Below are 18,127 nucleotides of genomic sequence, written 5' to 3' on the forward strand. Positions count from 1 at the left end.
CGATGATCACACTCTCGTCCGGAGTGTTGATCGATTGGGAGGAACTCACCGGGCAGACCAAATTCGTGGTCGACCTGATCAGTTTTCCGATATTCAGCGCGGCGGCCGGCTGGTTCACCAACTGGACCGGTGTGGTGATGCTCTTCTGGCCGCTGCTGTTCCGTGGCGTCCGGATTCCGGGGCTCGCGGTGCTCTACCCTTATCTCCCGCGCCGGGTGCAGGTGCTGCCCACATTTTCCGAGGACGGTTCCCGGCTCGGCTTCCAGGGTTTCATTCCGGCCCGGGCCGAGAAAATGGCCAGTATCTGCGTCGACAAAGCGTTGATGCGAATCGGCAGTCCCCGAGATTTCATTCACGAACTCGATCTCGACGGTATCGCCGACTATGTCGCCGCCCTCGCCGGAAAACAGGTCGAATCCATAGTCGACGAGGTGATGAACCGGGAGAACCCGGATCTGTGGAAGAGTCTCCCGCGACCGATGCGCCAGCTCATCTACCAGCGGGTCGAGCGGGAGATGCCGGAACTCTGCGAGAAGGCGTTCACCTCGCTCGGCGACAATGTCGATCAACTGATCGATATCAAGGGTTTCGTCATCCGCTATCTGCAGGACAACCCGCATATCCTCAAGGACCTCACCACCACCATCGCGGCTCCGGAGCTGAAATTCATGGTCCGGATCGGTTTGCTCGGTGCACCGTTCGGCTTGCTGCTGGCGTTGTATCTGCATATTCACCAGGACATCCCGGTCTGGGGCTGGGTCCCCGCCTGGGTGATCGTCCTGCTGGTGACGGCACTCATCGGCGTGATGGTGAATATCATCGCCATCCGGGTGGTGTTCACGCCGGGTGATCCGCAACCGCGCTACAAATATCTGTGGAAACAGGCGCTGCTGGCCAAACGGCAGCCGCAGGCCGCTGTCGATCTGGCCCATATTCTCGCCTATCAGGTGCTGACCCTGCCGAATCTGTCCAACGAACTGTTGAACGGACCGAACGGCGACAAGACCCGCCTGCTGCTCGAACAACTCATCTCCGACGAGATCCACCGGCAACTGGGCCGGACGACCTCGGTGGTGCGTGCCGCGTTCGGCCGCCGGCAATTCGACAATCTGAAGGTGGGCGCGGCCGGTGCGGCCGTGGGGCTGGCTCCGGCGCTGGTCGGGGATGCCGATTTCATCCGGGAGCAGGCCGAGAAGATCGATGAGTTCGCCGCCCGCAAACTCCAGCAGCTGACGCCCGGCGAGTTCATGGAAATGTTCTATGCGTCGGTCGAACAGGATGCCTGGCTGTTGTATCTGCACGGTGCGGTGCTCGGACTGTTCGTAGGCGCCACCCACCTGCTGATCTTCGGCTGGTAGCCCCTATCAGAAAATACAAGCACGCTTGCTTGTATTCGGCCCGCGGCGCTGGAATGCTGGGCACATGGCCGACCTGAACACCCTGCTCGACGACCTGGCCGCCGAGAGCGCCGAACTAGAAGCACTGGTCGCACCGCTGGCACCCGCAGAATGGGCCCGGCCCACCCCCGCCGCCGGCTGGACCATCGCCCATCAGATCGGCCATCTCGCCTGGACCGACGAGGTCGCAGGCCTGTCCGCCACCGACGCGCGAACCGGTGACACCAACTTCACCGAACTGCTGACCGAGGCCGCCGCCCGCATAGGCACCTTCGTCGACGACGCCGCGGCCGAAGCCGCCGAGATGCCCGTACCGGACCTGCTGCAACGCTGGCGAGACGGCCGCGCGACCCTGGCCACGGCGTTACGTGCGGTACCCGGCGACACCAAAGTCGCCTGGTTCGGACCGCCCATGCGCCCGGGGTCGATGGCCACCGCCCGGCTCATGGAAACCTGGGCCCACGGTCAAGACATCGCCGATGCCCTCGGCGTCCGGCGTGAGCCGACCGATCGGTTACGCGCCGTGGCGCATATCGGGGTGCGCACCCGGAATTTCGCCTATGCCGTCCGGGAACTGCCGGCGCCGGCGGCGGAGTTCCGGGTCGAACTCACCGCACCGTCGGGCGCGCTGTGGTCCTGGGGCCCGCCGGACGCGCAGCAGCGGGTCAGCGGACCGGCGCTCGATTTCTGCCTGCTGGTGACGCAACGGCGCCATCCGGACGATCTGGCGCTGCAGGCGACCGGCAGTGACGCCGCCCAGTGGCTGACCATCGCCCAGGCCTTCGCGGGGCCACCCGGGGAAGGCCGGAAGCCCGGCATGCTCGTTTGACGGGGCCGGCGAGCGCCGGACCAGGTTCCCGCGCAGCCGGACATCGTTGGCCGGGGTGCCTGCGCGCGGCAGTCGAGTACGGCGCTCGCCGGCTGCTGTTATGTACCCCTGACACCGCCCGCGAAAACCTGCGGCGCGCTCGGTCTCCGGGTCCGCGGACCGGCCGTCCACTGTGATGCTCGTCTCCACCCACCGGACCCCGGTGACAGCAGGTTCGATGCCTACCTGCTCTGATACGATCTCGGCACGATTCGGCCGTACATCACATATGCGTCGCGCGGCTATCGATTCACGGACTGCCAGAAATAAAGCGGAAGGCTATAGTATTTTTGTCGGGCAGCCGTGGAGGGAGGGCCCGTGGGCTTCATCAAGTACGCAAGCGATGTGACGGCGCCGATCACCGTGGCTTTCGCTTATACAGACAATCCCCGGTCCATGACGGAGTGGCTGGCAGGTGCCGAACACGTTTCGTCCCGTGGCGAAATCGATCGCGGACTCGGCGCCCAGTACGGCATCCGGTTCCGGTTCGGGCTGTGGCATCCGGTGCTGAACTGCGAGATCACCGAGCACCGCCAGGACGCGGTGATCGGCTATACGCTGGCCGGCGGACCGCTCACCGCCTGTCTGACACTACGTTTCGATCCGCTCGGTCGCGGGAGATCCGTGCTCACCTCGGAACTCGACTACACCGGTTCACGGGGTTTCGCCGCCCCCTTACGCGACCGGCCGCGCAAGGCGCTGCTGCGCACCGCACTGCGTCGCAGCGAATCGCGATTGCGCGCGGCAATCGAAGAACTGCACGGTACAGATCTTGTCGGCCGACTTGCGTAGGGTACTGCCATGATCATCGTGAGTACCGACGGTTCATGCCTGCGAAACCCCGGCGGGGCCATCGGCTGGGCGTGGGTCGATCATGCGGGTGGCGCCGAAAGCGGTGGCGCGGCAACGGGTACAAATCAGATCGCGGAATTACGCGCGGTGCTCGAGGCCATCCGGTCCCACCCCGGCTCCGACCCACTGCTGATCGAGAGCGATTCGCTCTACGCGATCAAATGCGCTTCCGAATGGCTACCCAACTGGCGTAACAACGGCTGGCGCACCTCCACCGGCGGCGCGGTGAAGAATGTCGAACTCATTCGCGATATCGACCACGCCATCGCGGCCCGGCCGGGCCCGGTCCGGTTCCGCTGGGTGCGCGGACATGTCGGCAACTACTTCAACGAGCAGGCCGATGCACTGGCCGGGGCCGCAGCCCGCAAGGCAGCGGCCACCGCACCGCGCGACGACCGCCACGCAACCGGCCCCCGCCCGGCCATCAGCGAGAAAACGACCGTGAGTACCCCCGCCGGTGAACCCGCCGGTGCGCACCCGGTGCTCGAGACCTCCGCGGCAGCAGGGAAGGCTGCGGAACCGGGGGGGGGGGGGCGGGGGCCCCCCCCCCCCGCGCCCCCCGGGAGGGCGGCGCACCCGGCGCCGGGCCCCCCCCCCCACTACGCGACAACAGCGCAGGCACTGCACCTGTTCTGAATCAGGTGCGGCGCCCGCGCTGTTGTCGTCGTAGTACGGATATTTGGATACCGCCCGAATAGCCTCCGGCGGTGGTGGCTCGACCCACCGCCGGAGGCGCCCGAATCAGTTGCCGGGCAAGGGAGCCGGCTGGCCTTCCGGGGCCGCCGGTGCGGGACCGCCCGGTGCCGGCTGGGCCGGGGCCCCGCCCGCGCCCGCCAGCATGGCCAGATCCCACTGGTTGACGATCCAGCGGTCGCCGTCCTTCTCCAGGCCCGCGACCACCGCGATGTCCTGCCGCTTCGGTTCGGGCGTCACGGCATTCGTCTTCATCAGCGCGATATTGACCAGGACCTTGGCGCTTTCCTCGTCACCGGACTGGAAACCGCAGGTCGCCTCGTCGACCCAGGATTTCACCTTGGATTCGGTGAGCAGCTGACGCAGCACTTCCCAGTTCTGCTCCAGCGAGCCCACCACGTCATCGGTGGCGCCGTCTTTCATGGCCTTCAAGAAGCCGTCGAGATCGCCCTCGAAATCGTAGGTGTTGGTCGACCGGGCGAAATCGCATGCCGTCCGGGTGGATTCGTCCTGCGCGGCGAGTTCGCCACTGTTCTGCTGATAGGCGCGGAAATACAGCACCCCCGCGGCAACCAGCGCCACCAGCACCACTCCGGTGACAAAGGCGATCACCACCGGGAGCAGCCCTGATTTGCCGTCGGTGTCCGACGCCGGGGCCGCGGTCTCGTTCTTCGCCATAGCTTCGAGTCCTAACTTCTGATTCGTCTCGCGGAGCTACTGCTGCATCATCGGCGTATCGAAATTTGCCACCATCCACCGACCGTCGACCTTCTCCATATCGACATTGGCCGCCACCTTGACCCGGCCGGGCGCCTGCTGCTGCGGGCCACCAACGGTGGTGAACTGCTGGTCGATCACCAGCACCACGCGTGCTTTGTCACCGTCCCCGGACTCGTAACCGCACTGCACCTCGCTGGCGGTGGAGTTGACCTGGGTTTCGGCGAACCGGGCCTTCAGGTCGGGACCGATCTGCGACACCAGTTTCTTCCATTCACCGGTCGCGGTCTGGTCCAGCCGTGTCACGTAGTCGTCGGCCTTGTCGCCGGTGTAGGTGGCGAAGCTGTTCCCGAAATCGCAGGCAGCCTTGGTGGCCGCGGCACGCCGGTCCAGTTCGGCCTGGCGATCATTGGCGAGATAGAAGAAAATGCCGACCGCGACCAGGGCCGCGATCAACAGCACGGCAGCACCCGCCAGCACCGGCAGCGGGAACCGAGACCGTAGCCCGGAAGACTTCTTCGCCGAGGCGGCTGCTGCCGTCTCGGCGGCATCGGACTGCTCCGGCTTTGCGGTCTCTTCGGTCTCCGGCTCGGCCGGCTTACCGGCCGCGGACTTTCCGAGCGCGACGGTCGGATCCGCGGCTGCCGGCTCCTTGCCGAGCACAACTGTCTCGTCCGGGTCGCCCGGTTCGTTCGTTGCCTCGGCAGCCGAGCCCGGACGGCCGATCTTTGCCGTGGCATCGGGATCGGCGGGCTTCGCCTCCTTCACCGCGGCATCCGCGGCGCTGGACTTCCCGGCCTCCGCCGTGGCATCCGGGCCGGTTTTCTCGGCCTTCGCCGTGGCGTCCGAATCAGCGGACTCCCCGGCTACCTTATCCGCGGTTTCACCCGAACCGGCCGGCTCGGCTGTCGCCGCGGGGCTGTCGGTCGGTGAACCGCCGGAGGTGGTGTGCTCAGCTGCGTCGTCCGCCGGCACACCAGTGCCTTCCGGCTCCAAGGGGTCGGAGCTGGGTTTTTTCGAGGACATCTGTACTGTTCACACCTTCCCGGCGCATCTCGGCGGACGCGCCGTAATCTTCCGGCCGGAAAACGACCGCCGGGTGTGGCGGGCATCTCTGCGAGAGTATGCACCGTCGCACCCGGCGCCGGACGACCGGTCTCCTACTACCGCACGGGCGGCAGCGTACGTTCGTTCGGATCCACACCCGGCGGGATGTGTGCGCCGTTGTTCGGCACGTTCGGCCGCGGAGCGTTGGCCGCGCCGCGGATCTGCTGGCCGGGGCCGGGGTTGTCACAGTAGTTCCACATCGGCAGCGTGCCGTCCTGGACGACCTGGGTTTTCACCGGAGTGGACTGGTACTGGCAGTAGGGCCGGAACCAGATATCGAGCATCGCGTGGAACTCGTTGTCGTGTGCGGGGACACCCAGCGCCGCGCCACCGAGTTCGAGTGCGGGGAACAGCGCCGCCAGTGCCGGCTGGCGTAGTTGCGCCGCACGGGTGACGGCGACGAAATTGTTCACCAGCGCGGTGATCGGATCGCTGGTGGCATCCAGCGTCGCGGTAACGCTCGCGAACTGTCCGGGTGCCTGGTCCAGCACATTCACCAGTTCGGCATTCGCCTTGTTGAACTGGTCGAACAGTACCTGCGAATTCGCGGTGAGCGTGCCGAGGTCGGGCTGGGCCTGCGAGGTTGTCGCGGCGATGGTGCGCAGATTCGCGATCAGGTTCGTGGTCTGCGGCAGCAGGTTCTCCAGACCGGCCGAGACCAGGCTGACTCCCTCGATCAGCGAACGCAGCTGATCGGGGCCGCCGCTGAGCGCGATATCGAGTTCGTTCAGGATCACCGAGAAGTGCTCCGGGTTCACCTGGGCGATCAGATCGCTGGAATTCTCCAGCACCGCCGACACCGGTACCGGGGTGCTGACGCGCTCGGGATCGAAGGTGATCTCCGAGCCGTCGGTCAGGAAGGGTCCCTGGTTCCCGGCGGGCCGGAAATCGATGTACTGCTCGCCGGCGCCGGACAGGGCCTGCACGGCGACCTTGGTGTCCACCGGGATATCCCATTTGGATTCGATCTCGGCCTCGGCCTGGATCCCGGCGCCGTTGTCGACGAGTTCGAGGCTGCTCACTTCGCCGACCCGGTAGCCGCGCAACGTCACATCGTTACCGGGTTGCAGACCGCCGGAACGGTCCAGGTTCACGATGACGGTGTAGGTGCTGCGCAACGGGTTCACCCGCATGACGTTGACCATCAGATAGGTTCCGCCGATGAGCAGCGCCAGGACGATACCGAGGTTCGACCACAGCATCTTGTTCTTCAACATCACTGGCCTCCCACACGCTGCTGGACGACCTGCAGGATCTGGATCAGGCTGCCCGCGAAATCCTGTAGGTCGCGCACGTCGTAGAAGTGGCTGGTGCCAGGGGCGGTGAGCATCGCGATATCGAGATTGGTCACATTGACCTGGGCGGCCAGGCTGCTGCCGCGGAAGGTGGCGTCGACGGGGCCGCGCAGTTCGTGCAGGATGTCCAGCAGTGCACCGAACTTGTCCCCCGTGGCCGCCAGCGCAGCCATCAAGTTGTTCAGGTTGTCGAGGGTGCCCGCCAGATCGCCGCCGGTGGTGTTCGCATAGTCCCCGAGCGCGGCGCTCGTGGTGGAGATCTTGCTCAGCAGATCGCCCAGCGCCCGGTTGTTCTCGGCGACCGCGCCGATCATATCCGGCAGCGTATCGGCGACCTGGCCGAGTTCATTGCGCCGGCTGTCGAGAGTACCGGCCAGCACGCTGAATTCGCCCAGCACGCTGTCGATTTGCGCGGAGTTCGCATTGATACTGGAAACCACGCCGGTGATCTCGTTGACCAGATGTACCAGCTGGTCACTGCGCCCGCCGACGATGGAATCGAGTTCGGTGCCCAGCCGGGTGAGGTGGGCGATACCGCCGCCGTTGAACATCAGCGATACCGACAGCAGCAGTTCCTCCACCGTGGCGCCGGCCGATGTCTGCTCGATGGGCAGGGTGTCACCGTCCTCGAGCAGGGCCGTCCCCGGTTCGGTCTGCGGTTTGGCCACCGCGATGAAGACATCGCCGAGAGGGGTCGCCTGGCGCAGTTCGGCGGTGGTCCCGATCGGAAGCTCGATGTCCTTGCGAATCTCCATATCGACGATGGCCTGGAAATTCTTGGTCTCGATATTGGTGACCACGCCGACATCGGAACCCCCGACCTTCACCTTGGCCTGGTCGGGCAGATTCAGCGCATTGTCGAATACCGCCCGCAGGTTGAAGGTTTCCCCGCTCGCACCGGGCTTCGGCAGCGGAATGTCCTCCACTGTCAGGCCGCAACCGGAGGCCAGCGCCACCGTACCGGCCGCCACCAGGGCGGCTACGGTGCGGCGGGCGCGTCGGATTGTTCGCATCATTTCGTCAGTCCCAGCAGTGCGGCGGTGAGTCCGAAGTCCGGTCCGAAATCTTCGGGCCGGCCGGTCCGGCAGCCGTCGGATCGCATCTGAATCCGTTCGCAGAACAGGCTCACGATTTCACCGCCCGCGAGGTTGGTGCCGATCAGCGCGTGCAACCGGACGTAGCCCTGCTCGTAGTTCATCGAGCGGTGGATGTTCTGCAGCAGCATCGGCGCGACGTCGACCACTTCGGTGACCCCGTGCGCGTTCTGCCGCAATTGGTCGATCACCGTGTTCATCCTGGTCAACGTGTCCACCAGCTGATCCTGATGCTGCCCGAAGATCGAGCTGGTGTTGTTCAGGAAGTCGTAGAGCTGCTGCAACGTGGCCTGCAGGCCGGGTGCCTGCTCGGCGAGCATGGTGGTCATCTGGGTGGCCTGGTTGCTGAAATCGCGGACAGCCTGGTCGTTCTCGGCCAACATCGTGGTCAGCTCGTTGAGCTTGGTGATGATGTTGGCGATGGCGCCCTTGTTGTCGACACCGACCTTCAGCGCACTGGACAGCGCGTTGAGGGTGTCGCGCATCTTCTCGCCCTGACCGTTGAGCATCGGGTACAGCACTCGGCCCGACAGGGGACCTACACCCTCCTGCCCCTCCTGCGGTTTCAGCGCATCGGCGAACTGATCGATGGTTTTGAGCATCGTATCCAGCTCCACCGGCACATCGGTCTTCTCCAGCGGCAGGTGATCGCCGTCGGAGAGCGTTTCGCCCTCGACATAGCGCGGCGTGAACTCGATATGGCGGTTGGTGACGATCGACGGCGAGATCACCACGGCCATAGCGGATTTCGGGATCTCCACATCACTGTCGATGCTCATATGGACTTCCACCAGATCGCCGTGCGGAATGATCTTGTCGACCTTGCCGACCTGGAGTCCGAGCACGGTGATCGGGTTGCCCTCGTACATACCGGCGATGTTCTCGAAATCCGCGGTGATCTTCATATCGCCGCCCACCACACTGTTCACCATCGAACAGCTGCCCAGGGCCAGCGCCGACGCGCCGATGACCAGCGCTTTCGCGGTCTTCTTCACGAGGTCGATGTTCAACGGATTCATCCCTGGCACCCCTCGGCGACTTGGGCGAAGCACAACCAGTTGTCCGGGAACAGCCACGGGATACCGACCTCGGCGTAGTTGCCGTTACCCCACGCATTGGCCAGGTAACGCACCGACGGCGGCATGATCGACAGCAACCGGTCGAGGTTGTCCTTGTTCTTCTGCAGACCTGCGGCCATAGTGTTCAGCTGGTCGAGCGTGGTGCCGAACTGGTTGTTGTTCTGCGCGCCGATCGCCTGCAGCTGCGCGGTCAGGGTGGCCACATTGTCCAACAGGGTCCGCAGCAGCTGCTGCCGTTCAACCACCCGCGAGGCGATGGCCTCGCCCTGGGTGATGATCAGCAGGGCGCTGTTGCGGTTGTCGGCCAGGATGGTGGTCACCCGATCGAGGTCCTTGATCAGCTGCTCGACATCGTCTTTGCGGTTGTCGATCACCTTGGCCAAGGCCCCGATACTGTCCAGCGACTGGGCGACCAGCTCAGGGGAGCCCTGCAGCTGTTCGTTGAACAGATTCAGCGATTCGGCGAGTTTGCCGGGGTCGAGCTCCTGGAATTCCGGGGTGCCCTTGTCGATCACATCGGCGAGATCGTAGGGGACCGCGGTGTTGGTCTTCGGGATGCGGTCGTCGGGCAGCCCCGTACCGTCACCGGGTTCGAGATCGACGTAACGGGCGCCGAGCAGGGTGGCCATCTTGATGGCCGCCCGGGCATCGGGACCGAGTTCCACATCGTTGGAGACCTGCAGGGTGAGCAGGACGTGGTCGCCTTCGAGTTCGGCCGCCGACACCCGGCCCATCGGCACGCCGGCCACATTGACCTTGTCGCCGACGGATATACCCGCGGATTGAACGAATTCGGCCTTGATCGACTGTTCGCCGATCCCGAGGTTACGGAAACCGCTCGACACCAGGACCAGTAGGGCGACGACGATGACGCCGATGATGCCGAGCCCGAAGTAGCGATTGTTGTTGAACCAGGTTTTGAATTTGGTCATCATGGCCGGCACACCGCCGATTGCGAATTGCCGCCGATCTGCGAGAACAGACCGCGGGGGAACAGGACTCCGTACAGCGAGACATCCAACCGGCAGATATACGCGTTCGCGTAGGCGCCTTCGGAGGTGAATCGTCCCGCGTCGGCGAGAATGGCGGGCAGGTCGATCGCGGCCTGATCCAGTTTGGCGCCGTTGGCCAGGAACAGGGTCAAAGCGTCACGTGTCGAATTCTGGACGGCCTCCAGCTTGGGCTGGATATTGCCGACCATCCCGACGAGCGCGGTGGTGGCACCCGCGATCTGTTCGGTCGAGGAGAGCAGCGACTGGCCCTGCTCGTACAGGCCGCCGATCAACGCCCTCGTCTGGGTTATCAGCGTCTCCAATTCGCCCCCTCGTTTGGCCAGGCCCGCCATCACGCCGCTGAGGTTGGTGATCACATCGCTGAGAATGGCGTCTCGCCGTTGGAAATCGGTGGCCATGGTGGCCGCCTGGGTGATGAAGGAACTCAACGAGACCCGATCACCCTGCAGGGCGAGGATGAAGGTCTCCGAGAGCCGATTCACCTGCTCGGGTTCGAGCACCTCGAAAAGCGGCTGGAAGCCGTTGAGCAGCGCCGAGATATCGAAGGACGGCTCGGTGCGATCGACCGGGATGGTGGCGTCCTCCGGCAACTCGGACGCATCCCCGCCGGAGCCGGGCGCCAGCGCCACATAGCGCTGGCCGATCAGGTTCTGGTACCGCACCAGCGCTTTGGTGTTACCGAACAGGGTCTGATCGTCCTGGACGATGAAGCTCACCTTGGCATTCGACTCGCCGGTCAGCTCGATCTTCTCGACCTTGCCGACGCGCACACCCGCCATCCGGACATCGTCGCCCTCACGCAGACCCAGCACATCGGTGAAGACCGCGGAATACGATTTCGTACCACCGTCCACGGTGCGGGCGAGCGTATTCCACACCAGCACCGTGACCAGCACCGATACCACCGCGAACAGGCCGAAGCCGATCAGCGGTTTACGGACCCCCTTCACGCGGACGCCTCCTCGGTCACTCGCAAGGTTCCGCCTTCGAGAATCGAACTCAACATCAGGTACTCCACTGAGGTCGGCTGCCGGCCGAGCAGGGCAGCCACCGCCGCATCGCCCTCGTAGGAGGCGATCGGCCGGGCCGCGGGGGCGGCACCGGTGTCACCGTCCGCCGCCGGTGCCGCCGCACCGGGTTCGACCGCCGGGGCCGGCGGCTGGGCACCGGGCTGGGCGGCCGGCGCGGGGGCCGGTGCGCCGGGCAGACCCGGAAGCTGCGGCAGACCCTGCGGGAACAACCCCTCCAGCGGCGTCCCGGCGAACGGGTTGTTCGCGGGCGGTGCGGCCGGGGCGGGGACACCGACCTCGGTGGTTACGCCGGGGATCGGCGGCAGACCGGGGATCGGCGGCAGCACCGGCAGGCCGTCGGCGGCGGGGAGCCGGCGCGGTTTCATCTGTTCGGGCAGATATCCGGGATCGGCCACGGCGGGCGCGGTGAAGCAGCTCGGTCCGGCCAGGTCACCGTAGCGCGGGCAGTCCGCCACGGTGTTCGGGTTGAACGGGGTGAACGAAACCCCGGCGTTCCAGACCATCTGCTGCTGCGGACCCCAGCTGAACGTCGTACGCAGGTTGCGCGACGAGGTGTTCAGGTTGCTTATCGCATTGGTGATGGCGGCCGGATTCGAGGCCAGTGCGCCGAAGGTCTGGTTCAGTCCGACGGTGAGCTCCTTACCGGTATTCGGGTTCCGCGCGAACAGATCGTTGACCTGGTCGACCGTGCTCCCGGCCCCGCTGATCAGGTCGACGAGTTGCTCGCGCCGGTCGGCGATGGTGCTCGCCGTCTGCACCGACGAAGCGAGAACGTCCATCAGCTCCGGCGCCGACTCGTTCAGCGCATGCGCCGAATTCGCGAAGTCCTGGAGGAAGACGCCGAGGTCCGGAATCGATCCGTCCACCGAGGTCAGCCAGTGGTCGATCCGCTCGATGGTGGAGCCCGGCGCCCGGCCGCTGCCGTCGAGGGCATACGAGAGGGTGCCCAGGACACGGCCGAACTGCATCGGATCGATCCGGTCGAGAATGTTCTGAACCGTGGTCAGGGTGTCCTGCAGCGCTATGGTGCCCTGGCTCTTGTCCTCCGCGATCTGCGAGCCCTCTTCGAGGTGTGCCTCGGTGGGGCCGTTGTAGAGCAGCTCCACGGAGGTAACGGCGAACAGGTTGCTGGGCACAACCCGGGCGGTGACGTTCGCCGGGATCTGCTCGACGAATTCGGGCTTCAGCTCGATGTTCACCTGCTGGAGTTCACCCTGGGCAGCCACCGACACCGTTTCGACCGCACCTACCAGGACACCGCGGAACTTCACATCTGCCTTCTGTGGCAGCCCGTCGCCGGTGGTGGTGAGGTTCGCGGTCACCCGCACCTTTTCCACGAAATAGCCCTGATAACGGGCCATCAGGAAGCCGAGCACCACTATGAAGACAACCAGGCCGCATACGCCGGCGATGAGCAACTGCTTCATCGTGGGCCCGCGCCCACTCGGATCGATGATCATTGTGCTACCCCGAGATCCTGATACCAGGGTCGACGCCCCAGATGGCCAAGGTCATGAAGAGGTCGACGAAAACGACCACGATGATGCACATCTTGATCGCGCGACCGGCCGCCACACCCACGCCCTCCGGGCCACCCGAGGCGAAAAAGCCGTAGTAGCACTGGATGAACGTGGTTATCGCAACGAAGAGTATTGCTTTGAGCAGCGAATACAGGACATCTGTCGGGATCAGGAACTGATAGAAATAGTGCTGATAGGTTCCGCTGGCGGTATCGCCGATCACCTGCACCGTGAGAGAGCAGGAGATGTAGGCCATTGCGAGACCGAGGCAGTACAGCGGCAGGATGGTGATCATCGCCGCGATCATCCGAGTGCTGACCAGATAGGGCAGTGGCCGGATCGCAATCGATTCCAGCGCATCGATCTCTTCGGAGATTCGCATCGCACCGAGTTGCGCGGTGAAACGACAGCCTGCCTGGGCCGCGAATGCCAGTGCGGCGAGCAGCGGTCCCAATTCGCGCGTGGTGCCGAATGCGGAGATCGCGCCGGTCAACGGACTCAGGCCGAGCAGGTCGAGCGAGGTGTAGCCCTGCAGGCCGACCGTGATACCGCCGAAGGCGCTCAGAATGAGCACCACGCCGATGGTTCCGCCACCGACGATGAGATTTCCGTTGCCCCAGGTGACGTCGGACAGCAGCCGCCATACTTCTTTCGGATACTGCTTGAATGCCAACGGCATGGAACCGATGGACCGCAGGAAGAAGAAAACCTGGTGTCCGAGCCGCGCGAGCATATCGACCGGGGCACCGGCGGCTTTACGCAGCTGCTGAAGAGGTTTCAGCAGCGGAGGTACATAGGTTGCGGACACCGGTTCACACCACCTGAGGCGGGAACAAGGTGTTGTACACCTGGGTGAAGATCACATTCACTCCGAACAACATCACCGCGGACATGACAACGGCGGTATTCACCGAGTTGGCGACACCACCCGGACCACCGCGGGTATTCAATCCGGTATCACAGGCGATGATTGCCGCGAGCAGACCGAACAACAGCGATTTCAGCAGAGCGACAAGCAGATCGAGCGAAATTGCGAACGATGCGAAGGTCGAGATATACGAACCCGGGGTGCCGCCCTGGACGAAAATATTGAAAATGTAGCCGGTCAGAAATCCGACGAAGACAACGAAACCACAGAGCAGCACGCTGACGACCATTGCCGCGCCGAGACGAGGCGCGACCAGCCGGCGCAGCGGATCGACACCCATGACTTTCATGGCGTCGATTTCCTCGCGAATGGTCCGAGATCCGAGATCGGCGCAGATGGCCGAACCGACGGCGCCGGCGATCATCAAAACGGTGACCAGTGGCGCACCCTGCTGAATGATGCCGAGCCCGTTGGCTGCACCAATGAACGAGGTGGCTCCGACCTGCTGCGCAACCGATCCGACCTGGATGGATACGATGACGCCGATCGGAATGGCGACCAGCAGGGTCGGTGCCGCGGCCACATTGGCCATGAACGCGCACTGCCGGATGAACTCCGCGAGCGGGAATCGGCCGCGGAAGATACTGACCACGAGCTCGGTAACGGCCTCGACACCCATCGTCATCTGACGGCCGAGGGTCTCCAATGAACGTCTGGGGTGGTCGCGCCAGTAGTCCCGCGTCCACTCGACCGCTCCGCTCAACCGAGAACCTGTTGGTGGACTCTTGGTCGACTGCACTGACTAACCCCTCTCGACGTCGGTTACCTACCCCGACGGCTGGTTTGCTTGAGGCACCTTACTACGTAGTAGTGCGAAACACACCATAGACGGGTGAGGGCCGTCACAGACGTTCATCACTCCGTGGCGTGACCATCGAGTTATCCAGCACTTCTTGGTATGTATCCCAATGAGTGTTCCGCGATTCTGGAAGAACCTACAGCTGACCGGCCGATAAAGCGTTCCCGGGACATGGATCCGTGGAGAATGACCGTTCACATAAATAACGGATGATTTTCCTGAAAATTACCGATTCGCGGCGACATGGAGATTCGACTGTTACTCGACGCGCGTAGCCACAGCGGAGGCAATTAATAGCATTGGGCTATTCTTCCGGAGGTATCGTGGCCGAAGTTTCGCGCAGTCTCCGCCGAACACGGCGCGCACCGGCCGAATGCTCGACCGAACAGCCGAATTATCCAGGTGCACAAGGCAACCCACTGGTAACGGCGTCTCGGGGCGCGCGGCGCGGCCGTTGCTGCCACGATGAGGTGCCACACATTGATATCGTGCGGGCTTCGAGGTCTGGAGGGATATGTTCAGGAAACTCGCCCAGGCGGCCGGTGCCGTCTTCGCCGTCGCCCTGAGTGCGGCGCTGCTCGGCTCGGGGACGGCGGTCGCCGATCCCGGCCGGCCCGTACTCGGCGGTGGATCAGGGCTGATCGTCTCTTCGGAGTCGGGTCGCATGTCCGATACGGCGATTCAGTGCACGCTCACCACGATCGGCCACGACGGAGCCGGCCGCCTGGTCGGACTCACCGCGGGACACTGCGGGACACCTGGACACGAGGTCTACTCCGAACAGGATCCGGGTGCCGGGGTGCTCGGCCGGTTCGTCTACTCGAACCAAGAACTCGACTACGCGGTCCTGCAGTTCGAACCGGGCCGGGTCACCCCCGTCAACCGGGTCGGCAACCTCAGCATCACCGGAGTGGGTGCGCCCGCACAGTTCCCGAATATCGTCTGCAAGGAAGGCCGCACCACCGGCAACACCTGCGGTATCGCCTATGGCGATATCTTCGCCAGCAGTATCGAGACCTGGTCGCAGATGTGTGTGATGGAAGGCGACTCGGGCGCGCCGGTCGTTGTCGGCTCCACGCTGGTCGGCATGGTGAACGCCTATCTCGCCATCGCTTGCTTCGGCCCCGAGGTGGGTACCAACATGTCGACCATCATGGGTGATATCGACAGCCGGGCGAGTGTCGGTTCGGGCTTCCGGCCCATCTGACAAGGGATCAGCCGGTACCGGAAAACGAGCGGGTCCATCGGGCCCGCTCGTTTTTCGTACAGCCGTGCCTCAGAGTTCCTCTACACACACCACGAAGCGACGTTCCGAGTACACGTACCCACTGCTGCCCGCACCGCAGGCGTTGACGTCGTCGGCGTTCTGCTCGATGGCGACCACCTTCACCCCGTCCACGGCGGTGGTTTCGGTGCAATCGATACGCTCCGGCCCGGTGGTACCGCTGCCCACGTCCATACAGCCGCCGATCACCCAGTCGATATCCAGGCACAGGGCGCCCGTCTCGATCCCGTTGCGGCTTTCCGCGTAGTAGTTGTCGGCATCGCCGACGCATTCGGTGCTGCGAGCGGCCTTACCGATCACCCGGTAGTTCGAGGTGGCGGTACCACAGGACGCCTCTTCGATACTGGCGTCGGTGGTCGTACCGCCGAGCTGTACGCAATCACCGACCTCGGCATCGAAACCGGCGATACCGTCTTCGTCGGTTTCGGTTGTGGTCGGCGCGGCAGATGTGGTGGTGCTGGTGGTCGTCCCGGCCTCGGGCGTGGTCGTCACGTCCACGGCGTCCACGGTTCCGGTTTCGGTCGCCGGTAGCGCCCGGCCCTCGATGGTGGAGCTACAACCCGCCACCGCTACCGCGGCCGCCATACCGGCGAGCGTCACCGTCCATCGAGACGAAGTCCATCCTGACACGCACAGTCCTCCCGCTGCGACGCCGAACCCTTCCCCCGTCGAATCCGAACCTCACTACAGCTTTGCATCGAACAACACGCCATGAATACACCATGGCGGCGCGAGCGTCGACTCGGTGAGACCTCGCACCACTGGGGATCGAACCGGGGACGCCGACCGGATCTCGTTACCGCCGAGGCCGCGTGACATATGTCATTCACAGGTTTGACCTCCGGCATGTCACTTTCCGGCCATAACTCGGTCGATGGCAGGAAAACGCGCGGGTCCCGGGCGTACCCGGCCCGCGATAGATCCCATCGAGGGCCGCGGGTGGCTCATCCCACCCGTCATGCATAACGGCTATGTAACGGAAACGCAGGTTGGTCACGAAGAGATGAAGGCAGTAGGAAGGACCTCGGAGCGGAGGCGCACCAGCATGGATGGAACGACTTCCGTGATGCTCCACCGCCCGTCGGGACCGCTCCACAACTCCACGTACCGGTGTGCCACCGGCCGCCGTACGCTCCAGAGTCGAATGGACGGACGAACACTCTTATGCATGTCACCGAGAACACCGCGTCGTTGCCGACCACCAGCCGGGTTGCACGCCGGCTCCGGCAGGGTGTCCTGTTGACGGCCGCGATCGCGACCGCCACCACCGTGGCCACCGCGCCCGCCTACGCGCTGCCGGGTCTGCCTACGGGTTCGGCCGCGGGCGCCACCGAGCCCACACCGCCGGCGGCGAACTTCGCACCGCCCGCGATCAACCCCTCCGAGGGCGAACAGGTCGGTATCGCACAGCCGATCATCATCAACTTCAAGGAGCCGATCACCGATCGCGCCGCAGCCGAACGGGCCATCAAGATCACCCCGTCCACGGAGGTGCCGGGCAATTTCTACTGGTGGAGCGATAAGCAGGTGCGCTGGCGGCCGGCCGAGTTCTGGCCCGCGCAGACCGATGTGGTGGTGGAGGCCGGAGGTAGCCGCAGCGCCTTCCACGTCGGCGACGCCGTGATCGCCACCGCCGACGACAACACCAAGACCATCACCGTCACCCGCAACGGCGAGGTCGTGCGGACAATGCCCACCTCGATGGGCAAACCCGGCCACGAAACCCCCAACGGCACCTACATCGTGGGTGAACAGCGACGCGAAATGGTCATGGACTCCTCCACCTACGGGGTGCCGATCGATGACCCCGAGGGCTACAAGCTCGACGTCGAGTACGCCACTCGCATCTCCAACAGCGGGATCTTCGTGCACGCCGCCCCGTGGTCGGTCGGTTCGCAGGGTTACGCCAACACCAGCCACGGCTGCCTGAACGTGAGCACCGAGGACGGCAAATGGTTCTACGAGAACGTGGGCAAGGGCGACGCGGTGGTCGTGCAGAACACCCAGGGCGGCACCTTGAACGCGGGCGACGGACTGGGTGACTGGAACACTGTGTAGTTGGAGCCGCTCCGCGGCTCGACGGCAGGGCCCGGTCAACCCGGTTCTTCACTTCCGCCGGTCGCCCCAGAACCGGGCGGGCCCCGCCCGGGGAGGCGGACGGTCCGAGCGAGCAACTGAACGGCCGGGGCTGCACGGGGTGGACCCCCGGTACGTGTTAAACCCCGGGGGGTTTAAAGAAATTTTAGGGGGCGGGGGGGGGGCCCCCCCCCGGTCGGGGGCGCCCCCCCCGTGCTCTCCCCGTTTGCGCCCGCGGGCCCCCGGGGGGGGGCCGCCCCGCCGCCGGCCACGCCTGCGGCGCGCCGGGCTCGGCTCCGCGTCCGTCTCCGTGCCGGACGGTGCGTCGGTCACCTCGGGAGTGGTCTCGGCGTCGGTCGAATCGGCTGTGCCC

Annotated in this window: 17 protein-coding genes; 6 read left to right on the forward strand and 11 right to left on the reverse strand. The window is 64.9% G+C overall.

All coding sequences use genetic code 11. The annotated features are described in order from the left end of the window. The first annotated feature begins 2 nt into the window (after positions 1–2). From QH195_RS23130 to QH195_RS35290, 4 genes are all read left to right on the forward strand, one after another. Complete coding sequence (locus QH195_RS23130; RefSeq protein WP_280423866.1) at positions 3–1,358, forward strand: hypothetical protein; 1,356 nt, start codon at positions 3–5, stop codon at positions 1,356–1,358. A gap of 64 nt (positions 1,359–1,422) precedes the next feature. Further along, a complete protein-coding gene (locus tag QH195_RS23135) occupies positions 1,423–2,226 on the forward strand; it encodes a TIGR03084 family metal-binding protein (protein WP_280423865.1) in 804 nt (267 codons plus the stop codon). Positions 2,227–2,583: 357 nt separating this feature from the next. Beyond that, entirely contained in the window at positions 2,584–3,057 is a 474-nt protein-coding gene (locus QH195_RS23140) for an SRPBCC family protein (protein ID WP_280423864.1), read from the forward strand. A gap of 9 nt (positions 3,058–3,066) precedes the next feature. Next, entirely contained in the window at positions 3,067–3,753 is a 687-nt protein-coding gene (locus QH195_RS35290; RefSeq protein WP_432278851.1) for a ribonuclease H family protein, read from the forward strand. A gap of 105 nt (positions 3,754–3,858) precedes the next feature. Here QH195_RS35290 and QH195_RS23150 read toward each other — a convergent pair whose 3' ends face one another. The 10 genes from QH195_RS23150 to QH195_RS23195 all read right to left on the reverse strand — a co-directional run bounded on the left by QH195_RS23150 (position 3,859) and on the right by QH195_RS23195 (position 14,297). Continuing rightward, positions 3,859–4,488 (reverse strand): hypothetical protein, encoded by a 630-nt coding sequence (locus QH195_RS23150; RefSeq protein WP_280423326.1) that lies wholly within the window; start codon positions 4,486–4,488, stop codon positions 3,859–3,861. 36 nt (positions 4,489–4,524) lie between these two features. Further along, complete coding sequence (locus QH195_RS23155; protein WP_280436982.1) at positions 4,525–5,553, reverse strand: hypothetical protein; 1,029 nt, start codon at positions 5,551–5,553, stop codon at positions 4,525–4,527. A 137-nt stretch (positions 5,554–5,690) separates the two neighbouring features. Next, on the reverse strand, positions 5,691–6,851 hold the full coding sequence (locus tag QH195_RS23160; protein WP_280423328.1) for an MlaD family protein: 1,161 nt from the start codon (positions 6,849–6,851) through the stop codon (positions 5,691–5,693). Further along, on the reverse strand, positions 6,851–7,945 hold the full coding sequence (locus QH195_RS23165) for an MCE family protein (RefSeq protein WP_280436983.1): 1,095 nt from the start codon (positions 7,943–7,945) through the stop codon (positions 6,851–6,853). The genes QH195_RS23160 and QH195_RS23165 overlap by 1 nt, the downstream gene beginning before the upstream one ends. After that, complete coding sequence (locus QH195_RS23170; protein WP_280436984.1) at positions 7,942–9,042, reverse strand: MCE family protein; 1,101 nt, start codon at positions 9,040–9,042, stop codon at positions 7,942–7,944. The genes QH195_RS23165 and QH195_RS23170 overlap by 4 nt, the downstream gene beginning before the upstream one ends. Further along, entirely contained in the window at positions 9,039–10,037 is a 999-nt protein-coding gene (locus tag QH195_RS23175) for an MCE family protein (protein WP_280436985.1), read from the reverse strand. Before QH195_RS23175 ends, QH195_RS23170 begins: the two co-directional genes overlap by 4 nt. After that, positions 10,034–11,065, reverse strand: coding sequence for an MCE family protein (locus QH195_RS23180; protein WP_280423332.1), 1,032 nt, complete (start codon positions 11,063–11,065; stop codon positions 10,034–10,036). Before QH195_RS23180 ends, QH195_RS23175 begins: the two co-directional genes overlap by 4 nt. Then, the gene (locus tag QH195_RS23185; RefSeq protein WP_280436986.1) at positions 11,062–12,606 is read right to left on the reverse strand and encodes an MlaD family protein; all 1,545 of its coding nucleotides are present in this window, start codon (positions 12,604–12,606) and stop codon (positions 11,062–11,064) included. Before QH195_RS23185 ends, QH195_RS23180 begins: the two co-directional genes overlap by 4 nt. A 4-nt stretch (positions 12,607–12,610) precedes the next feature. Next, positions 12,611–13,474, reverse strand: coding sequence for an MlaE family ABC transporter permease (locus QH195_RS23190; RefSeq protein WP_280423334.1), 864 nt, complete (start codon positions 13,472–13,474; stop codon positions 12,611–12,613). 4 nt (positions 13,475–13,478) lie between these two features. Continuing rightward, positions 13,479–14,297, reverse strand: coding sequence for an MlaE family ABC transporter permease (locus tag QH195_RS23195; RefSeq protein WP_195055954.1), 819 nt, complete (start codon positions 14,295–14,297; stop codon positions 13,479–13,481). 610 nt (positions 14,298–14,907) lie between these two features. Here QH195_RS23195 and QH195_RS23200 point away from each other — a divergent pair. Continuing rightward, positions 14,908–15,600, forward strand: a complete 693-nt coding sequence (locus QH195_RS23200; protein ID WP_280423335.1) for a serine protease — start codon at positions 14,908–14,910, stop codon at positions 15,598–15,600. 69 nt (positions 15,601–15,669) lie between these two features. On the opposite strand, the gene lppU is transcribed toward QH195_RS23200, so the two are convergent. Further along, complete coding sequence (gene lppU, locus QH195_RS23205) at positions 15,670–16,308, reverse strand: LppU family putative lipoprotein (RefSeq protein ID WP_280423336.1); 639 nt, start codon at positions 16,306–16,308, stop codon at positions 15,670–15,672. Positions 16,309–16,842: 534 nt separating this feature from the next. On the opposite strand from lppU, the gene QH195_RS23210 reads away from it, so the two are divergent. Continuing rightward, positions 16,843–17,736, forward strand: a complete 894-nt coding sequence (locus tag QH195_RS23210) for a L,D-transpeptidase (protein ID WP_280436987.1) — start codon at positions 16,843–16,845, stop codon at positions 17,734–17,736. The last annotated feature ends 391 nt before the right edge of the window (positions 17,737–18,127 follow it).

Origin of the sequence: Nocardia carnea (assembly GCF_029868855.1) — a bacterium.
Taxonomy (GTDB): Bacteria; Actinomycetota; Actinomycetes; order Mycobacteriales; family Mycobacteriaceae; genus Nocardia; species Nocardia carnea_A.